The organism is Streptomyces sp. NPDC052101 (assembly GCF_040680235.1).
GTDB lineage: Bacteria > Actinomycetota > Actinomycetes > Streptomycetales > Streptomycetaceae > Streptomyces.
Window position 1 is genome coordinate 250261 of the sequence record NZ_JBFAWH010000009.1, and the last position, 18256, is coordinate 268516.

At 71.4% G+C, this 18256-nt stretch carries 14 protein-coding genes; 6 read left to right on the plus strand and 8 right to left on the minus strand.

Annotated elements, in window-relative coordinates; all coding sequences use genetic code 11:
• Positions 1 to 84 precede the first annotated feature (84 nt).
• The 3 genes from AB0L75_RS18785 to AB0L75_RS18795 all read right to left on the minus strand — a co-directional run bounded on the left by AB0L75_RS18785 (position 85) and on the right by AB0L75_RS18795 (position 6812).
• Positions 85 to 4512, minus strand: coding sequence for an Rne/Rng family ribonuclease (locus AB0L75_RS18785; RefSeq protein WP_365182074.1), 4428 nt, complete (start codon positions 4510 to 4512; stop codon positions 85 to 87).
• Positions 4513 to 4774: 262 nt separating this feature from the next.
• Positions 4775 to 5551: a TIGR03936 family radical SAM-associated protein gene (locus AB0L75_RS18790; RefSeq protein WP_365182076.1), complete on the minus strand. Its 777-nt coding sequence runs from the start codon at positions 5549 to 5551 to the stop codon at positions 4775 to 4777.
• A 136-nt stretch (positions 5552 to 5687) separates the two neighbouring features.
• Positions 5688 to 6812, minus strand: coding sequence for a hypothetical protein (locus AB0L75_RS18795; RefSeq protein WP_365182078.1), 1125 nt, complete (start codon positions 6810 to 6812; stop codon positions 5688 to 5690).
• Positions 6813 to 7213: 401 nt separating this feature from the next.
• On the opposite strand from AB0L75_RS18795, the gene AB0L75_RS18800 reads away from it, so the two are divergent.
• On the plus strand, positions 7214 to 8203 hold the full coding sequence (locus tag AB0L75_RS18800) for a hypothetical protein (protein ID WP_365182079.1): 990 nt from the start codon (positions 7214 to 7216) through the stop codon (positions 8201 to 8203).
• Positions 8204 to 8412: 209 nt separating this feature from the next.
• Positions 8413 to 9675, plus strand: a complete 1263-nt coding sequence (locus AB0L75_RS18805; protein ID WP_365182081.1) for a serine hydrolase domain-containing protein — start codon at positions 8413 to 8415, stop codon at positions 9673 to 9675.
• A gap of 63 nt (positions 9676 to 9738) precedes the next feature.
• Here the strand turns inward: AB0L75_RS18805 and AB0L75_RS18810 are convergent, their stop codons facing one another.
• The 3 genes from AB0L75_RS18810 to AB0L75_RS18820 form a co-directional block, all read right to left on the minus strand.
• Entirely contained in the window at positions 9739 to 10311 is a 573-nt protein-coding gene (locus tag AB0L75_RS18810; protein WP_365182083.1) for a hypothetical protein, read from the minus strand.
• 106 nt (positions 10312 to 10417) lie between these two features.
• On the minus strand, positions 10418 to 11170 hold the full coding sequence (locus tag AB0L75_RS18815; RefSeq protein ID WP_365182084.1) for a glycosyltransferase: 753 nt from the start codon (positions 11168 to 11170) through the stop codon (positions 10418 to 10420).
• 194 nt (positions 11171 to 11364) lie between these two features.
• Positions 11365 to 11835 carry an ArsI/CadI family heavy metal resistance metalloenzyme gene (locus AB0L75_RS18820; protein ID WP_365182085.1) on the minus strand — a complete coding sequence of 157 codons (471 nt, stop codon included), beginning with the start codon at positions 11833 to 11835 and terminating at the stop codon, positions 11365 to 11367.
• Positions 11836 to 11914: 79 nt separating this feature from the next.
• Between AB0L75_RS18820 and AB0L75_RS18825 the strand changes: the two genes are divergently transcribed.
• The 4 genes from AB0L75_RS18825 to atpF all read left to right on the plus strand — a co-directional run bounded on the left by AB0L75_RS18825 (position 11915) and on the right by atpF (position 14335).
• Positions 11915 to 12295, plus strand: a complete 381-nt coding sequence (locus AB0L75_RS18825; RefSeq protein ID WP_365182086.1) for a metalloregulator ArsR/SmtB family transcription factor — start codon at positions 11915 to 11917, stop codon at positions 12293 to 12295.
• Entirely contained in the window at positions 12292 to 13032 is a 741-nt protein-coding gene (locus AB0L75_RS18830; protein ID WP_365182088.1) for an aquaporin, read from the plus strand. Before AB0L75_RS18825 ends, AB0L75_RS18830 begins: the two co-directional genes overlap by 4 nt.
• Before the next feature lie 30 nt (positions 13033 to 13062).
• On the plus strand, positions 13063 to 13485 hold the full coding sequence (locus tag AB0L75_RS18835; RefSeq protein ID WP_365182090.1) for an arsenate reductase ArsC: 423 nt from the start codon (positions 13063 to 13065) through the stop codon (positions 13483 to 13485).
• 337 nt (positions 13486 to 13822) lie between these two features.
• On the plus strand, positions 13823 to 14335 hold the full coding sequence (gene atpF / locus AB0L75_RS18840) for a F0F1 ATP synthase subunit B (protein ID WP_365182091.1): 513 nt from the start codon (positions 13823 to 13825) through the stop codon (positions 14333 to 14335).
• Between the two features lie 302 nt (positions 14336 to 14637).
• Here atpF and AB0L75_RS18845 read toward each other — a convergent pair whose 3' ends face one another.
• Complete coding sequence (locus tag AB0L75_RS18845) at positions 14638 to 16599, minus strand: TIGR03960 family B12-binding radical SAM protein (RefSeq protein ID WP_365182093.1); 1962 nt, start codon at positions 16597 to 16599, stop codon at positions 14638 to 14640.
• 70 nt (positions 16600 to 16669) lie between these two features.
• Entirely contained in the window at positions 16670 to 18178 is a 1509-nt protein-coding gene (locus tag AB0L75_RS18850) for a CYTH and CHAD domain-containing protein (protein WP_365182095.1), read from the minus strand.
• Between the last annotated feature and the right edge of the window lie 78 nt (positions 18179 to 18256).

An 18256-nucleotide genomic window follows, 5' to 3' on the forward strand; every position in this document is an offset into this window, starting at 1 on the left:
TTACGGGGCCGGGCCGAGGGGGTCAAACCGGGCCCCGGGCGGTGTGCGGCCGGTCACTCTGGACCGGCCGCACACCGGCGGGCATCAGCCCTCGTCGCCGGTAGCGGAGACCGTGGTGGTCTTCTTCGCCGTCGACTTCGCGGCAGCCGTCTTGGCCACCTTCTTGGCCGTCGTCTTCTTCGCGGCCGTCTTCTTGGCAACCGTCTTCTTGGCCGCGGTCTTCTTGGCGGCGGCCTTCTTCGCCGTGGCCTTCTTCGCCGTGGCCTTCTTGGCGGTCTTGCGGGCCGTCTTCTTGGCCGGAGCCGCCTCCTCGACCGCCTCCTCGACCGCCGTCCCGGCCGTCTCCACGACGGCCGGAGCCTCGGCCGACGGTACGACCACGACGGCCGCCTCCTCGGCCGCGGCCGGCGTGCCGACCTGGCGCACGGCACGACGGCGCGGGCGGGCCGGGGCGACGCTCTCTGCGGGCGCCTCCTCGACCGGAGCCGGAGCCGGAACCTCAGCCGGAGCCGCGGCCTCGGCAGCCGGTGCCGCGGGCGCGGTCTCGGGCACCGTCACCACGGTCGCCTCGGCCCCCGCGGGGGAACCGGCCGGCGCCGACACCTTCCGGGTCGCACGACGGCGCGTACGGCCCTTGGGTGCGGCCTCCTCGACGGTCTCGGCCTGCGGCGCCGCAACCACCTGGTCCTCGACGACAGCGGGCTCGACCAGAGCCTCGACGGCCGGCTCCGGACGCACCGGGCGCGCCGCAGCCTCCTCGGCGATGACATCCTGCGCGGTCGGCACCGCGGCGGCCTCGTCGGCCTTCGCGGCCTTCCCCGCCCGGGGAGCCCGCTCCGCCTTCGGCGCACCCGCCGGAGCCGAGGCCCGGCGGCTCGCCCGGCGCCGGGTGCGGCCACGGGTGGCCGCCGCCTCCGCCTCGGCGATGCTGCTGTACAGCTCCTCGTCCGGCGCGAAGTCCGGGGCGGTGAGCGCGACCGGCTCGGCGACCTCGGCGGCCACCTCCGCCGCGGTCTCCACCTCGGGCTCGACGGCCTCGCCCGTCTCGACGGCCACGGCGGCGGTCTCGTGCACATGCTCGTGCACCTCACCGCCCCGGCCGCGCTTCTTGCGCTTGCCGCCACCGCCGCCGCCGACAGCGCTCGGCTGCTCCATGTGCACGATGACACCGCGGCCGTTGCAGTGGACGCAGGTCTCGGAGAAGGACTCCAGCAGGCCCTGGCCGACCCGCTTGCGGGTCATCTGCACCAGGCCCAGCGAGGTCACCTCGGCCACCTGGTGCTTCGTACGGTCGCGGCCCAGGCACTCCAGCAGGCGGCGCAGCACCAGGTCGCGGTTGGACTCCAGGACCATGTCGATGAAGTCGATGACGACGATGCCGCCCAGGTCGCGCAGCCGCAGCTGGCGCACGATCTCCTCGGCCGCCTCCAGGTTGTTCCTGGTCACGGTCTCTTCGAGGTTGCCGCCCTGGCCGGTGAACTTGCCGGTGTTGACATCGACCACGACCATGGCCTCGGTCTTGTCGATCACCAGCGAACCGCCGCTGGGCAGCCAGACCTTGCGGTCCAGCGCCTTGGAGAGCTGCTCGTCGATCCGGTAGGTGGCGAAGACGTCGACCTCGGAGGTCCACCGGGACAGCCGCTCGGCCAGATCCGGCGCGACGTGCGAGACATACCCGTGGATGGTCTCCCAGGCCTCGTCACCGCTGACGACGACCTTGGAGAAGTCCTCGTTGAAGATGTCGCGCACGACCCGGACGGTCATGTCCGGCTCGCCGTACAGCAGCGTCGGGGCGTTGCCGTTCTTCGACTTCTTCTGGATGTCCTCCCACTGCGCCTGCAGCCGCTCGACGTCCCGGCGCAGCTCCTCCTCGCTCGCACCCTCGGCGGCGGTGCGCACGATGACGCCCGCGTCCTCAGGGACGATCTTCTTGAGGATGGTCTTCAGCCGGGCGCGCTCGGTGTCGGGCAGCTTGCGGCTGATGCCGGTCATCGAGCCCTCGGGGACGTACACGAGGTAGCGGCCCGGCAGGGAGACCTGGCTGGTCAGACGCGCGCCCTTGTGCCCGATCGGGTCCTTCGTCACCTGGACGAGCACGGACTGACCGGACTTCAGGGCGGACTCGATGCGGCGCGGGCCGTTGGCCATGCCCAGCGCCTCGAAGTTGACCTCACCCGCGTACAGGACGGCGTTGCGGCCCTTGCCGATGTCGATGAAGGCGGCCTCCATCGACGGCAGCACGTTCTGGACCTTGCCCAGGTAGACGTTGCCGACGTACGACGTCGACTGCTCCTTGTTGACGTAGTGCTCGACGAGCACGCCGTCCTCGAGCACGCCGATCTGGGTGCGCTCGCCGTGCTGGCGCACGACCATCACGCGCTCGACGGCCTCGCGGCGGGCCAGGAACTCGGCCTCGGTGATGATCGGAACGCGGCGGCGGCCCTGCTCACGGCCTTCCCGGCGGCGCTGCTTCTTGGCCTCCAGACGCGTGGAGCCCTTGATGGACTGCACCTCGTCGGACGGCTCGCTCGGCTTGCGCGGCTCGCGGACCTTGACGACCGTGCGCTCCGGGTCGTCGGCGGACGGCTCGGCGTCGGTGCCGCTGTCACCGGCCCGGCGACGACGCCGGCGGCGGCGCCGGCTGCTGGAGCTGGACCCGCCGGCCTCGTCGCGGGCCTCCTCGACGTCCTCTTCCTCCTGCTCGGCGGTGTCCTCGGCGTCCTGCGCGGCCTGCTCGGCGGCCAGCTCCTCGGCCTCGGCGTCCGCGCCCTCGCCCTCGGCGGCATCCCCCCGACGGCGGCGGCGGCCGCCCCGACGGCGACGGCGACGCGAAGCGGACTCCTCGAAGCCCTCGGCGCCCTCCGTCTCCTCGGCCTCCTCGCCCTCGGCGAGGTCCTCTTCGGCCTCTTCGGCCTCCTCGGCCTCTTCCGTCTCCTCGGTCACAGCGGCCTCGACGACCTCGGTGGCCTGCGGCTCCTCGGCAGCACCCCGGCGGCGACGGCGACGACGCGCGCCGGCCTCGGCGCGCTCCTCCGCGTACTCCTCGGTCTTCTCGGGCTCCTCCGTCTCGGCGGCCTCCGCGGCGGCCTCGGCGGCGGCGCGCTCCGGGGTCTGGAACTTCGGCTCGGTGAACACCGGCGCCTGGAAGACGGCGACGGCGGGCCGGGCCGGCCGGCGCGGACCCTCGGCCTCGGGGGCCTCGGCCTCGGCACCCTGCGCGGGCTGCGTGGCCTGCGCGGGCTCGGAGAACCCGAACGTGGGACGCGTGACCCGGCGCCGGGAGCGGCGCGTGGCGGCCTCCTCGACGGGGGCCTTCGGCTCCCGGGCGGTCGCGGACTCGGTGGTGTGCGTGGTGACGGGGACCTCCGGGGTGTGCGCGCCGGCACCGGCCTCGGCGGCGGCCGCGGCGGGAGCCTCGGCGGTCTCGGCGGCGGAGACCGGCTCGGCGGGGGCCTCCGCGGCGGCCGGTGCACCGGCGGGCGCGGACGCGCGGCGGGTCGCGCGACGGCGGGTACGGCGCGAAGCGGCCTCCTCGGCGTCGCCGCTCACCTCGGCGGGAGCGGCAGCCTCGGCCACGGGGGCTTCGGCGGCAGGGGCTTCGGCAGCGGCGGCCGGGGCCTTTGCGGCGGCGGACTCGACGGCCTTCGGCGCACCGGCCGGCGCGGATGCCCGGCGGGTCGCGCGACGGCGCGGACGCGCGGCGGGCGCGGCTTCTTCCGCACCGGCGGGCGTCTCGACGGCGGGCTGCTCCTGGACCTGCTCGGCCTCGGCGGCCGTATCGGACGCGGCGGTGGCCGGGACAACGGCTTCGGCGGCCTCGGCGGCCTCGGCGGTCGACGGCGATCCCACCGGCGCGGACGCGCGGCGGGCGGCCCGGCGTCGGGTACGAGCGGCGGGCGCGGCCTCGGCGGGGGCAGCGGCCTCGACAGCGGCCGCAGCGGGCTCCTCGGTCACAGAGGGCTCTTCGGTCACGGGGGCCTCCTCGGCACCGGAGGCGGCAGCGGCCGGCGCGGAAACACTGCGGGTGGCGCGGCGGCGGGCGCGGCGCGGCGCGGCCTCCTCGCCGACGACGACCTCGCCGCCCTCGGCCGCGGCAGCGGGCTGCTCGGTCTCGGCGGCAGCGGACGCGGCCGGTACCACGGTCTCGATGGCCTCGGCGGTCGACGGGGATCCCGTCGGCGCGGACGCGCGGCGGGTGGCCCGGCGGCGCGGACGGCCGGCAGGAGCGGCCTCCTCGGCGGCCACTGTGGCCCCGACCGTCTCTTCGGTCTCCTGGGTCTCGCCGGCCTCCGCGGCCGCGGCGATCTCGGTGACCTCGTCGGCCTCGGCGGCCTCCGCGATCTCGTCGGACTCCACAGCCGGTATGGCCGGGAGGGTCACCTCGGTGGCTGCCTCGGCCGCGCCCGGCGGGCCCGCCGGGCGGGAGGCGGCACGGCGACGCCTGCGCGGCGGCAGGGTGTCGCTCGGAGTGTTCAGTTCGGAACCCTCATTGGGTTCGGTCGGCTCGAGCATGCGGGCGTTTCTCCCGTCAGGCCCCCGGGCGCCGCGACTGGTCCGGCGTCGGTCTCGAAGGACCGTCCGCCGTTGACGTCCACGGCCCGCGTGATCCGCGATGGCCGCCGTCCGGGGCGCGGGCGCCGCACGGGAGCACTCTGTGTCCTGTCTCGCCGGTTCCGTACGCCTTGTCGGTACGGCCTGGCGAAAGTCTTCTGGTCGGTGCGCTGCCCGACCCAGGTGGCTCCCGAGTACGAGGGCGGCGCTACGACGTCCGTCCTTACGCGGGACCTTCCGGCGTCGGCGCCGTCGCGGCGGCGGCCGGTTGGGCCGTCAGGGCCTCGGCTGCCTCGCGGTCGGGCGCGAGCGGGTCGGTCACCGTGCCGGTCTCTTCATCGAACAGCCCCTGCGCCAGCCTGGTCACCGCTGCGGGGACCGGCGGCGCCAGGTCGGCCACGGCGCGGAGACCGGACAGGACGTCGTCGGGTCGTACGGCAGGCGTCACGTGCCGAACAACCAGCCGCAGTATCGCACAGGGCTGGTCGGTCGGCCTATCAGCCGGTGAACCGTGCGTTTCCAGGCTCACCACGGCGGGGCGGGCGTCGAAGGTACGGACGCCGTTCTTGGTCATCCGCTGCACCTCGACGGTGTCGGCCTTGGTGAAGGCCTCGACCGCGCGCCCGGCGTCGACGGGGTCGACGCCGTCCAGCCGCAGCTCCCAGACGGAGGCCGTCAGCCGGTCGGCGAGGCCCGAGGTCCGCACCTCGACCGCCTCGACGATGTCGAGCCCGGCGGGCAGCGACTCGTCGAGGAGGACGCGCAGCGCCTCCGGGTCGCGCGCCGCGGTGAGCGCGATCTCCAGGTACTCCGCCTCACTGCCCGTGCCGGTGGGTGCGGCATTGGCGTACGACACCTTCGGGTGCGGCGTGAACCCGGCCGAGTACGCCATGGGCACCTCGGCACGGCGCAGCGCACGCTCGAAGGCGCGCTGGAAGTCTCGGTGGCTGGTGAACCTCAGGCGGCCGCGCTTGGTGTAGCGCAGTCGGATGCGCTGCACCGCGGGTGCGGGCGGCGGGCCTTCGGGCTGTCGCTTGCCCAGGGGAACTTCTCCTTGTGTCCGCGGTCCGTGCGCCATCCCCGCATGCGCGGGGAGCACATCCGGGCCGACGCCTACCCGGTGTCGTAGTCCGGATTCAGCCCCGCGTCGGCGGGGACATGTCGCGCCCAACCCTTTGTTCTAGAGTACGCGCTCCACCGCCCCCAAGTTCCCGCCGGTCCACCGCTACCTGCTGCCCGCGCTCGCCGAACAGCATCCGCCGGAAGTCGGCGCGGGCCTGCCGTACCGTGTCGCGAGCGCTGGTCAGCGCCTCCCGGACGGCCCGGCCCAGCACGCGCGCGCCCGCGGCGGCGGGCCGCAGGACGGCGTCGCGGACGACATGGCCGACCGGGGTGAGGACGCTCCGGTAGATCCAGCGCACGGGCTCCACGAAGATCCACCGCAGGAGGGTTCCGAGCGCCCGGCCGACGGCCCGCGAGATCCGTCCGGCGATCCGCCACGCGTGCCCGAGAGCGTCCCCCGCCTCGCGCGCCACAAGGGCGAGGAACCGGCCGACTGGCGCGAGGACCCAGCGCCACAGCGCGAGGGCGGGCAGGACGAACAGGACGCGGAGGGTCCAGTACAGGGCGAGTCCGATCCCGGTGGCGACCATTCCCACCAGCCACCCCAGCCCCCGTACACACCAGGCGACGGCACGCCCGACGGGCGCGAGGACCCGCGCGTACAGCCAGTGCGCGGGGACGACGAACAGGTACCGCGCCAGCCGGGCAACGGCCGTGTACCCGCCGACACCCACGGCGGCGAGGACCGCGCCGATGCCCTTCAGCAACCAGGTCACCGCGTGCGCGATCGGGCGGAGCACGCGCGCGTGCAGCCACGCGAGCCCGGCGCCCACCCCGCGCGCGAGCCAGGCGACGGCATGCCCGACGGGGGTGAGCACGTGCCGGTGGAACCACACGGCCGGTACGACGACGAGGACGGCGCCGAGCCAGGCGAGCGCCCTGCCGGTGGGGACCAGGACATAGCGCCACAGGCCCACGAACGGCCACACGAACACGGCCCTTCCCACCCACAGCAGCGCCCGGCCGAACGGCCTGAGCACGGTGTCCCGCACCAGCCTTCCGGCGACGACGAGCGCGTCCCACGCCATCCGCACCGGCACCACCAGCACAAGGACGACGATCCTCAGGGGGATGCGGATCGCGACGGTGAGGCACCCTTCCGGTTGCCGGGGCCGAGGCGGCGGCTTGTGCAGTTCCATACCGACGTAGACGCGGACACCGCCTGATCGGATCCGCTGGTTCCACCAGCTCGCCGCATCGTTTCTCCAGGCCCCGGCGGGCGGCTGCCTGGGCTGTTGGAGTGGTCCTGGGAGGGACCGCAGGTGCTGTATCACGGGGTCGGGCAGTCTCGCTATGCAAGACCACTGTCCGTGACATCCAGAACATCCAGAACGTTCAGACCCGTTCGAGAGGAGAGGGCAGGTGCCGCGCTTCCGGACCTCAAGGGTGTCTCAAGTCACTCCGGTCGTCGCGCGCGGCCGGGGTTCCAGCGTGCCGGCATCACACCCGGGACCGTTCTGCCGAGCGGCACCATGACCGTCACCAGCCCGGGTGACACGAACCCCGGCGGCAACGCCCGGTCCTGCGCCGTTTTGGTGTGATGACGATGGTCCGCCCCGGAACCCGGCCCGCCGCCCGGTCGATCCGCCGTCGTGTCGGCTTCGCAGCGGTGGCGATGCTGCTGGTCCTGCTCCCCGCCGGCCCGACCCGGGCCGCCTCCGTCATCGGCGGCGGGTGCCTGACGACTCCGCAGTCGGGTTTCGCGGTGCGCGACCTGGCCGGCCACGCTCCCGGCGTCCCCGGCTCGCGTGGCACCGCCACGATCTGCGGTGCCGGCCCGCCCTCCCGCGGACTCGTCGTCACCGACCCCGGGCCGTCCTCACCCGGTCCGGGCAAGTCCCTTGCTTTCGACGAGGAATTCGACGGCCCCATCGCCTTCGGCAGCCGCTGGAACGGCTCCACCACCAGCGCCTACAGGTACGGCAACCACAACCCCGGCGACACGAAACTCGACTGGCTGACCCCCTCCGCGATCACCGTGAACGGTGGCATCGGCACCTTCACGGCCACACCGAGCAGCCACACCCTGGAGAACGGCCTGCGGGCGTGGAACACCGGGATGCTGACCACCGAAGGCACCACGCAGGGCTTCCGCACACGCACCGGCGACTACGCCGAGGTCCGCGTCCAACTGCCCAGTGCCATCGGGGCCTGGCCCTCCCTGTGGACCTGGTTCAACGGGGACAGTGAGGTGGACGGCCTGGAGTACCACCCCGACAACCCGAACCTGCTGGAGATCGTCAACCACGTCCACCCCGCCTACATCTACGACACGGACGCCAGCAACATCAATCCGGGAGCGTGGATCACCGTGGGCATCCAGTTCGGCGCCACCGACGACGACTGGTATCTCAACGGCAAGCCGATCTACTCCGACCACACCGGCGTCGGCAGCACCTGGTCGCCGTACCTCAACCTCAGCCTGTCCGTCTGCGACGGCGACTTCCATCCCGCCCCCAAGGGCACCGCCCCGATCACCTTCAACGTCGACTACGTACGCGTGTGGCGCTCATCGTCAGATGACGACTGACGGAGATGGACCGGGGGCGACCGCCGCATGCTCGTCCCGGGCTCGTGGTTCCGGCATGGGGCAGCACGGACACCCTCCTGCCATGACCCTCCTGCCATGCCCCTTCTGCCGTGACCCTCCTGCCATGACACGGAGTCAGGGACAGCTAGGTGCCGAGTCCGGGTTGATCCCTGATGGCTGGGGATCCGGGGTGCCGGATGCTCGTGGGCATGACGTCCAAGTCTTCTCTCGTCCACCGCAAGGCCGCCGCCCCGGCACCCCGGCCACGCGTGCGCACCTGGGCGGTGCTGTCGTGCGCGACCGCTGCCGCCGTGGTCATGGGTGCGGCCGCGCCCGCGCCGGCCGCACCTGCCGCGCACCCGGCCGCCGCGGTGCACCGCGCCGACGACCCGCTGCCCGAGCTGAACCCGCAAGCACTCCAGCAGGCGATCGCCGGCGCACCGAACCGAGTGACGGGTGTACTGGCCCGGGTCAGCGGCCCGGCCGGGCACTGGACGGGGACGTACGGTGTCGCCGACACCACGACACAGCAGCCGGTTCCGGTCGACGGCCGCTTCCGCCTCGGCAGCGTCACCAAGACCTTCATCGCCACCGTGGTGCTGCAGCTGACCGCCGAACACCGCGTTGACCTGGACCAGCCCGTCCAGCGCTACCTCCCTGACCTGCTGCCCGCCGACTACCCGCCGATCCCGGTCCGCACCCTGCTGAACTTCACCAGCAGCCTGCCCGAGCTGACGGCCGACGACCTGCCGTCCACACCCGACGCCGTCGTCGAGCACCGCTTCGACGACCACCCGCTGTCCGAGCTGGTAGCCAAGGCGGTCCGACACCCACGCCCCTTCACCGAGCCGGGCCATATGCAGGTCTACGGCGCCACCGGCTACTACGTCGCCGCCATGCTCGTCGAGAAGGTCACCGGCCACAGCTACGAGCGGGAGATCGCCAGACGCATCCTGTGCCCGCTGCACCTGCGGCAGACCACCGCGCCCGAGACCGACCCCACCATCCCCGGCCTGCACGCCCATGGCTATATATCGGTCCCCCAACCCGACGGAGGGAGCAAGCTGGTCGACATCACCGAGCAGAACCCACGCGCCGGCGGCATGATCTCCACCACCGCCGACCTCGACGTCTTCCTCAGGGCCCTCTTCCGGGGCCGGCTCCTGGCACCCGCCCAGATGAAGGAACTGCTCACCGTCCCTGACGTGGACTACGTGAACGGCGGCAAGGACGACCCGGGCCAGGGCAAGGCCTACTACAGCGCCGGCCTGATACGCGCCACGATTCCGGGCCGCGACGGCCGCCCCGGCGTGACGGTGTGGGGCAAGACCGGCAGCACCTACGGCTACACCGACGGCATGTTCACCACCCCCGACCTCCGCCGCCGCCTGGCCTACTCCTTCAACCCCGTCACGGGCGGAGGCAACGACATGGCCCTGGTCAACCAGATCCTCAGAGCCGCGTTCGCCTGATCTGTCGAAGAGGACAGTGACGGTGTTGCGCACATCCATGCTGTCCCGTTCCTGCGCCCAGGCTCAGGACTCACCTGTGGCGCGGCGTGTGGCTGTCATGCGGCGGGCCGACGCCTCTGCCCGATCCACTCGGGCCAGCAGGCGAGTTCGGCTGCGGGGCCACCACATCAGGTCTGCCAGGAGGAGCACGACCACCAGCCACGAGGCGATGGTCTCGCCGGTGGAGCTCCTCACGGTGTCGTACACGGCGAGAGCCACCGCGAGCGCGGTGACGAGCAGGACAACCCAACGGCGCAGCCCGTCCTCCTCGGCGGCCCGGCGCAGGGCCCGGGCGTACGCGACGACCGAGGGCGCCAGCCGTGGATCGTCAATGGCCTCGCCTCGCCGGGTGGCGCGCACCACGGCCGCACGGTCGGCGCCGCTCATACCCATGGCCGCGGGCCAGATCCCTTCCATCCGGCGCGCCACTCGGATCCCGTAGAACAGGCTCAGCACCACGAAGACCACCACGGCACCCGCCCACGACCCCGCCTCGACGAGGACGAAGGCCCCGAAGAAGACGCCGGCGGCAAGGCCGGCGCCCACGCCCCGGCTCACCGACCCCAGGCGCCACATCCAGCCCGGAACGAGAATCACCCGCTCACGGTGGCCATCACCGGGCAAGGACGCAACCACCGCACCGGCACGTCGGCCCCCGGCACACGCACACGGCGCATCACAACGGCGGGCAGCCTGGCGGGTTCTACGACTTCTTGGTGTCAGCCCACGCTCGGACTGCCTCGGCATGTTCACGGATCAGGGACATCCGGGCCTCCCATTCCTCTCCGCTCCGGTGGTCGGGGTGGGCGGTGATCTGGCCGCCGTGCTTGCGGTAGGCAAGTCCGGTGTCGCCGATGAACCATCCGTCCGCCAAGGCGTCCAGACCGAGGAGGAGTCCGGTGTCGCCCGAGGCAGGCAGGGCCATCCAGCCGCCCAGCAGCGCCAGCAGGGAGCGCCTCACGCACAGTGTGGCGGGGTGGACCTGTGGGCGGTGGTGCTCGGTCCAGAAGCGGAACGCGTTTCCGCTGGGGAGCCGGCCCGGTTGCGGGTCGCTGAATTCGAAGGAGACAGTGCTGCCGTCCTCGAGGAGATCGACGACCCGCGACGTGGTCCAGCCGACCGAGGCATGTTCCTCCAGCACGGCGATGTCACGTGCGAGAGCGCCGGAGGTGAGCTGGTCATCGGAGTCCAGGGTCTTCACGTAGGCACCGGTCGAGCGCGCGAATGCCATGGTGCGTGCCACGTGAGGGCCGCCGGCGCGGGACGCCGAGATCCGGATCCGTGGATCGTCGGCCGGCAGATACGACTGTGAGCGGACGTCGCTGCCGTCTTCCTGTACGCACCACTCCCATGACCATCCGCCGGGAAGGTCCTGGTGAAGCAGCGAGGCGTAGGCGTCGGGAAGGAAACGGACAGCGCCGCTGTGTACCGGGGTGACGACGGAGACGACGTTCACGAAGTCTCCTCCTGGTTCGCGGAGCGCTGTGCGGACAGCAGGTCCAGCGCGGCGGAAACAGTGCCGATACTGATGAAAGGCATGGGTGTTGACGCTCCAGCAATCCGGACGATCTTCTCTGCAGAACCCACCCTACGGACCGGGATGACCGGACCGAACAGCCAGGCGTGAGATCGGCCCCCACGGCTGTCGGTTCAGCCGCAACTGCAACCCGCGGACGCGGAGGTCGGTTCGGTGGTCTGGACGGCGCAGCAGGCGTCGCCGGCGGCGTTGGCGCCGACGCCCTTGCCGAGGGTATCGGCGTCGGCCTTCACGACGTACACCTCCCACGGCTCCTTGCCGGGGCCGTGCACCCAGACCTTGTCCTGGAGGGCGTAGCAGCAGGAGGTGTCGTTCTCCTCGAAGGTGGCCAGGCCGGCGTCCTTGAGGCGGGTGGTGGCCGCATTGACCTGGTCGGTGGACTCGACCTCGACGCCGAGGTGGTCGAGGCGGGTTTCCTCGCCCGGCTCACCCTTGATCAGAACGAGCTTCAGAGGGGGCTCGGCGATGGCGAAGTTGGCGTACCCCTCGCGCCGCTTGGCAGGTTCGGTGCCGAACAGCTTCGAGTAGAAGGCGATCGACGCCTCCAGGTCGCTGACCCGCAGGGCGAGCTGAGCACGGGACATGGCAGGCCTCCCATCGGCTTGCATTGATGCACGTCGATGCAAGCTTGCGACTTGAATTGACAGATGTCAATATAGGCGCATGTCGAAGCAAGAGCTTGTAGTGCTCGGACAGAGCGACGAGAACGACGCGTGCCGCCCGGGGCTGGTGACCGCGCCCCTGGACGAGGACCAGGCGGCGGAGCTGGCGAAGCTGTTCAAAGCGCTGGGCGACCCGGTACGCCTGCGCCTGCTGTCGATGATCGCCTCACGGGCGGGCGGCGAGGTCTGCGTCTGCGACCTGACCCCGGCCTTCGACCTGTCCCAGCCGACGATCTCGCATCACCTCAAGCTGCTGCGTCAGGCCGGTCTGATCGACTGCGAGCGGCGGGGCACGTGGGTCTACTACTGGGCACTGCCCGCCACGCTCGACCGGCTCGCCGCCTTCCTGAAGACGTCGCAGACGGCCGAGGCGCCCGCATGAGCGCCCCGCTGGTCCGGCGGGCCGCAGCCGAAGCAGTGGGGTCGGCCGCCCTCGTCGCGGTGGTCGTCGGCTCCGGCATCCAGGCCACCGAGCTGACCAGGGACGTCGGCGTGCAACTGCTGGCCAACTCGCTGGCCACGGTCTTCGGCCTGGGCGTGCTCATCGCGCTCCTGGGGCCGGTCTCCGGTGCGCACTTCAATCCCGTCGTCACCCTCGCGGCCTGGTTCACTGGCCGCCGCGGCGAGGACGGGCCGACCGCGCGGGACGTCGCCGCCTACATCCCGGCCCAGCTCGCGGGAGCCGTCGCCGGTGCCGTCCTGGCCGACGCCATGTTCGGCAAACCGCTCGTCCAGTGGTCCACCCATGACCGCTTCGCCGGTCACCTGTGGCTGGGCGAGGTGACAGCGACCACCGGACTCGTCCTGCTGATCTTCGGCCTGGCCCGCACCGACCGCGCCCACGTCGGCCCGGTGGCCGTGGCGTCGTACATCGGCGCGGCGTACTGGTTCACGTCCTCCACCTCGTTCGCGAACCCGGCGGTCACCATCGGCCGTGCCTTCACCGACACCTTCGCCGGCATCGCCCCCGGCTCGCTCGGCCCGTTCATCGCGGCCCAGCTGGTGGGTGGTGCGCTGGGGCTGGGGCTGGTGCTTGCGGTCTTCGGACGCCCGGCACCCGCACAGACCACCCCTGCCCCTCTCCAGGGCGAACCCGAACTCGCCCCCACACTCCCCTGACCGGCCTCCGCCCAGAAAGACACACCCGCCATGAACTCCCCCGCCAGACGTCCCTCCGTGCTGTTCGTCTGCGTCCACAACGCCGGGCGCTCCCAGATGGCCGCCGCATTCCTCACCCATCTGGCAGGCGATCGCGTACAGGTCCGCTCCGCCGGATCTGCGCCCGCCGACACCGCCAATCCGGCCGTCGTCGAGGCGATGTCAGAGGCAGGCATCGACATCTCGGCCGAGGTACCCAAGGTGCTCACAGCCGAAGCCGTCCAGGGGTCCGATGTGGTCATCACGATGGGCTGCGGCGACACCTGCCCCGTCTTCCCCGGCAAGCGTTACCTCGACTGGGCGCTCCCCGACCCGGCCGGACAGGGCGTCGACGCCGTCCGACCCATCCGCGACGAGATCGAGAAGCGCATCCGCGACCTCATCGACGAGATCGCCCCGGCGAGCCAAGCATGAGGGCACCGACCTCAGTTCGCATGGTGGCCATGGGCTCCAGCACCGGCACGTCGCCGTCGACCATGAGGGCAAGATGCCCGGCCGCCATCACGGCGTATGACGCGACGTGGTGCTCATCGAACATCGCAGCCCGGAGCGGGCCCTCAGACGGGCACATAAGGGGCACGGGTGCTCTCTACCAGCCTCGGCAGTACCAGCCGCCTCGCGGCGGGCAGGCTCCCCAGCACAGTCGCATTGCCGTGATGCACATTCAGGAGCCGTACCTCTAGCGCCACTTGAGGGAAGACTCTTACCTGAAGTGCACCGTCACGCTTCAATAAATCCGTAAAATCTTGGCATGGACATCCTCATACCTCGGCCCGCACCGACGCTCGTGTGTGTGCTGGCCTTCGCCGCAATCTTCGTCTGTCTGTCCAAGATCCTTCTGCCTCGGATCAACAGCGTCCTCGCCGAACGACACGACGCCATCGACGGTCAGAGGGAACAAGCCGAGCGGACAGCAATCGAGGCCGGTGAGGTCCTTGCCAAATACCGCGAGGAACTGGCCGAAGCCCGGCACGAGGCGGCTCGCCTGCGTCAGGAATCCCTGGAGCAGGGCACCCAACTGATCACTGAGATCCGCGCCGAGGCCTTGCGGGAACGCGAGACGATGATTGCGGAAGCTCAGGCACGGCTCGCGACCGACCGGGTGATCGCCGAAACAGAGCTTCGCGGTGTCGTCGTGTCCTTGGCCACGGAGCTGGCCAGCCGGGTAGTTGGCGAGTCCATGGACGGTGTTGCCCAGGAAAGCAACATCGTGGACCGCTTCTATTCAGACCTTGATGCCCGTAGCTCGGCAGGCCTTCAGTAGTCCTGCCGTGAAGGACTCCACAGCAAGGACCGACACACCAGACAGCAACGAGCCCCCTCCCTGTCCGGGAAGGGGCTCAACTGGTCCCACAGCCGGGCACAAGCCTGGAAGACCTTCAGACCCACTCCACCTCGGAGACGATCTGACGCGAGCCTCCAGAATCCGGCAACGGAGTGCGAGGCACCGCCTGCGTCGCTGGCGGACGGGGACGCACCGCGCCGGCCGCAGCCAGCGCAGCCGCCACTTCCTCCTCGCTCACCCCCGCCAGCGCCCCCATCACCCGATCGAGTGCCCCGCCCACCTCAGTGCACGTGACCACTCGCGGCCGGCGTCGGACCAGCGTTCTTGACCGTCAGGGGCAGCAGCTTCTTGCCGGTCGGGCCGATTTGTATGGCCGTATCCATCTGCGGACAGACGCCGCAGTCGAAGCAGGGGGTCCAGCGGCAGTCCTCGACCTCTGTTTCGTCGAGGGCGTCCTGCCAGTCCTCCCAGAGCCAGTCCTTGTCGAGGCCGGAGTCGAGGTGGTCCCAGGGGAGGACTTCCTCGTAGGTGCGCTCGCGCGTCGTGTACCAGTCGACGTCTACGCCGAAGTCCGCCAGCGCCTTGTCGGCGCAGGCCATCCAGCGGTCGTAGGAGAAGTGTTCGCGCCAGCCGTCGAAGCGGCCGCCGTCGTCGTACACCGCGCGGATGACCGCGCCGATGCGGCGGTCGCCGCGGGAGAGCAGGCCCTCGACGATGCCGGGCTTGCCGTCGTGGTAGCGGAAGCCGATCGAGCGGCCGTACTTCTTGTCGCCGCGGATCTTGTCGCGGAGCTTCTCCAGGCGGGCGTCCGTCTCCTCGGCGGAGAGCTGCGGGGCCCACTGGAAGGGGGTGTGGGGCTTGGGCACGAAGCCGCCGATCGAGACCGTGCAGCGGATGTCGTTCGAGCCCGAGACCTCGCGGCCCTTCTGGATGACGTGGGTCGCCATGTCGGCGATCTGCAGGACGTCGTCGTCGGTCTCGGTGGGCAGGCCGCACATGAAGTACAGCTTCACCTGGCGCCAGCCGTTGCCGTAGGCCGTGGCGACCGTACGGATCAGGTCCTCTTCGGAGACCATCTTGTTGATGACCTTGCGCATGCGCTCCGAGCCGCCCTCGGGGGCGAAGGTCAGGCCGGAGCGGCGGCCGTTGCGCGTCAGCTCGTTCGCCAGGTCCACGTTGAAGGCGTCGACTCGGGTGGAGGGGAGGGACAGGCCGATCTTGTCGTCCTCGTAGCGGTCCGCCAGGCCCTTGGCGATGTCGCCGATCTCCGAGTGGTCCGCGGAGGAGAGGGAGAGGAGGCCCACCTCCTCGAAACCCGTCGCCTTGAGGCCCTTGTCGACCATTTCGCCGATGCCCGTGATCGAGCGCTCGCGGACCGGGCGGGTGATCATGCCCGCCTGGCAGAAGCGGCAGCCGCGGGTGCAGCCGCGGAAGATCTCCACCGACATGCGCTCGTGGACCGTCTCGGCCAGCGGGACCAGGGGCTGCTTGGGGTACGGCCACTCGTCCAGGTCCATGACCGTGTGCTTGGACACGCGCCACGGGACGCCGGACTTGTTCGGGACGACGCGGGCGATGCGGCCGTCCGGGAGGTACTCGACGTCGTAGAACGCCGGGATGTACACCGCGCCCGTCCTGGCCAGGCGGAAGAGGACCTCCTCGCGGCCGCCGGGGCAGCCCTCGGCCTTCCACTCGCGGATGATCCGGGTCATGTCGAGGACGGCCTGCTCGCCGTCGCCGATGATCGCCGCGTCGATGAAGTCCGCGATCGGCTCGGGATTGAAGGCCGCGTGGCCGCCGGCCAGGACGATCGGGTCGTCCAGCGTCCGGTCCTTGGACTCCAGGGGGATCCCGGCCAGGTCCAGGGCCGTCAGCATGTTGGTGTAGCCCAGTTCGGTGGAGAAGGAGAGACCGAACACGTCGAAGGCCTTCACCGGGCGGTGGCTGTCGACCGTGAACTGGGTGACGCCGTGCTCGCGCATCAGCGCCTCGAGGTCCGGCCACACGCTGTAGGTGCGCTCGGCGAGGACGCCCTCCTGCTCGTTGAGGACCTCGTAGAGGATCATGACGCCCTGGTTGGGCAGACCCACCTCGTAGGCGTCCGGGTACATGAGCGCCCAGCGGACGTCGCACTCGTCCCAGTCCTTGACGGTGGAGTTGAGCTCTCCGCCGACGTACTGGATCGGCTTCTGCACGTGGGGAAGCAGAGCTTCGAGCTGCGGGAAAACCGACTCGACAGGCATCTCGCGAACCTTCATGAGCTGACAGGGGTGACCATCAAGCGTAACCCGGTCGGAGGCCTGCCCCGAACGCTCAGACCGTCGCCCCGGACTCGATCTCCGTCCAGAGGGCCGGCAGCTCGGCCTCCGCAGTCGCCGCCCGCTGCTCCTCCCGCCCGTACAGCACCCCGTAGGTGAACGCGCTCTCGCCCGCCTCGTGCGCCACCGCGGACAGCTCGCGCAGGGTCGAGCGGGTCATGACGCTGTCCTGGTGTTCGCCGAGGAGGGTGGTGAGGGATTTCATGGCCTTGGTCAGGGAACGGGCCGGTTTTCCGAGGGCCGGGGTGGCCGCCTCGGCCGCGTACCGGGTGCGCTTGGCCTTCTTGCGGGCCTCGTGCACGGCGATGTCGCGTTCCTCGCCGGGCGGGGCGCCGATCGCCTGCTCGACCAGGGCGGACAGGGTCGCCAGGTCCTTGTCGACGGCCTTGGCGAGCACCTTGTCCGGCTGTTTCGCGGCGGCCTTCCGCAACGGGAGGCCGGCGAGGAGGCCGTCCAGGGTGTCCAGCAGGGCGAGGTAGCGGCGGGAGTCCAGCACGTCGGTCAGATGCGAGTGCGCGCCGCCGTGCCGGGTCTCGGACCAGGCCGCGAGGCGCTCGCGGACGGGGCCGGTGACCAGGCCGGGCGGGAGGGCGTCGAGGGCGGCCGTCAGGCGTTCGGCCATCACCTCCTGGTCGCGGTCGAGGCCCAGCTCGCCCGCGAGCCACTTCAGCTCGACGCCGATGGGGTCGGTGACGGTGCGGTCGAGGACCGAGCGGAAGCTGCGCAGGGTGCTGCGGGCGCGGCGGGTGGCGACCCGCATACGGTGCACGGAGTCGGGCACATCGCGGCGGACGGCCGGATCCAGCTCGACCAGCACGTCCCGCTGGGCGCGCAGATAGGCGAGGACGTGGTCGCCTGCCGTCTCCGGCGGTGCGGGCTTGCTCTTCCTGCGGCTGCCACAGCGGGGTCCTCCCGTCTGCTCCAGGGCCCGGGCCAGCTTCGACGGCGACTTCGAGGGGCGCACGCCCGCCTTGCGCAGCCGTTTCTCCACCCGGTCGAGGAAGGCGGGGTCGCCGTCGTCGGCCAGTTCCACCTCGATCTCGGTCCACTGGGCGGCCCCGCCCGCGCCGCCGAGCCGCTCGGCGGTCACCGCGTCGACGCTGGCCTCGGCCAGCAGGGCACCGTCGGCGTCGACCAGGTGGCGCACATCGCGGGCGGAGCGCAGCCGGACCAGCGGGATCAGCTCGGCGTCCCGGACCCGGGAGCGGACGAGGGCGGCGATCTCCTCGGGGACGGTGTCGGAGAGCGGGGCCCGGATCTCGTCGCGTACGCCAGGTTCGACCGGGAATTTCAGATGCCAGCCGGCGTCCGAGCCGCCGGTGCGGCGGCGCAGGGTGAGGGCGGCGTCGGCGAGGCGTTCGTCGGCGGTGTCGTAGTAGGTGGCGTCGAGTTCGACCAGGCCCTTGTCCAGGACGGCCGCCACTCCGCCGACGCCCGTCAGGTCGGGCAGCCCGCTGTCGTCGGACTCGTACTTGCGCTCGATCTCGCGTTTCGCATCCGCCATGGATTGAATCTAGTAGCCCGCGGGGCGGCACGGCAGGGGCCGCCCCGGGTGAATGACAGGAAACTTCCACACATCCAT

Excerpts from the sequence above, each read along its gene's own strand:
- AB0L75_RS18835 (WP_365182090.1), top strand. The coding sequence starts at position 13,063 with ATGAACTCCCCCGCCAGACGTCCCTCCGTGCTGTTCGTCTGCGTCCAC.
- atpF (WP_365182091.1), top strand. The coding sequence starts at position 13,823 with ATGGACATCCTCATACCTCGGCCCGCACCGACGCTCGTGTGTGTGCTG.
- AB0L75_RS18830 (WP_365182088.1), top strand. The coding sequence starts at position 12,292 with ATGAGCGCCCCGCTGGTCCGGCGGGCCGCAGCCGAAGCAGTGGGGTCG.
- AB0L75_RS18850 (WP_365182095.1), bottom strand. The coding sequence starts at position 18,178 with ATGGCGGATGCGAAACGCGAGATCGAGCGCAAGTACGAGTCCGACGAC.
- AB0L75_RS18785 (WP_365182074.1), bottom strand. The coding sequence starts at position 4,512 with ATGCTCGAGCCGACCGAACCCAATGAGGGTTCCGAACTGAACACTCCG.
- AB0L75_RS18795 (WP_365182078.1), bottom strand. The coding sequence starts at position 6,812 with ATGGAACTGCACAAGCCGCCGCCTCGGCCCCGGCAACCGGAAGGGTGC.
- AB0L75_RS18805 (WP_365182081.1), top strand. The coding sequence starts at position 8,413 with ATGACGTCCAAGTCTTCTCTCGTCCACCGCAAGGCCGCCGCCCCGGCA.
- AB0L75_RS18845 (WP_365182093.1), bottom strand. The coding sequence starts at position 16,599 with ATGCCTGTCGAGTCGGTTTTCCCGCAGCTCGAAGCTCTGCTTCCCCAC.
- AB0L75_RS18820 (WP_365182085.1), bottom strand. The coding sequence starts at position 11,835 with ATGTCCCGTGCTCAGCTCGCCCTGCGGGTCAGCGACCTGGAGGCGTCG.
- AB0L75_RS18800 (WP_365182079.1), top strand. The coding sequence starts at position 7,214 with ATGACGATGGTCCGCCCCGGAACCCGGCCCGCCGCCCGGTCGATCCGC.
- AB0L75_RS18825 (WP_365182086.1), top strand. The coding sequence starts at position 11,915 with ATGTCGAAGCAAGAGCTTGTAGTGCTCGGACAGAGCGACGAGAACGAC.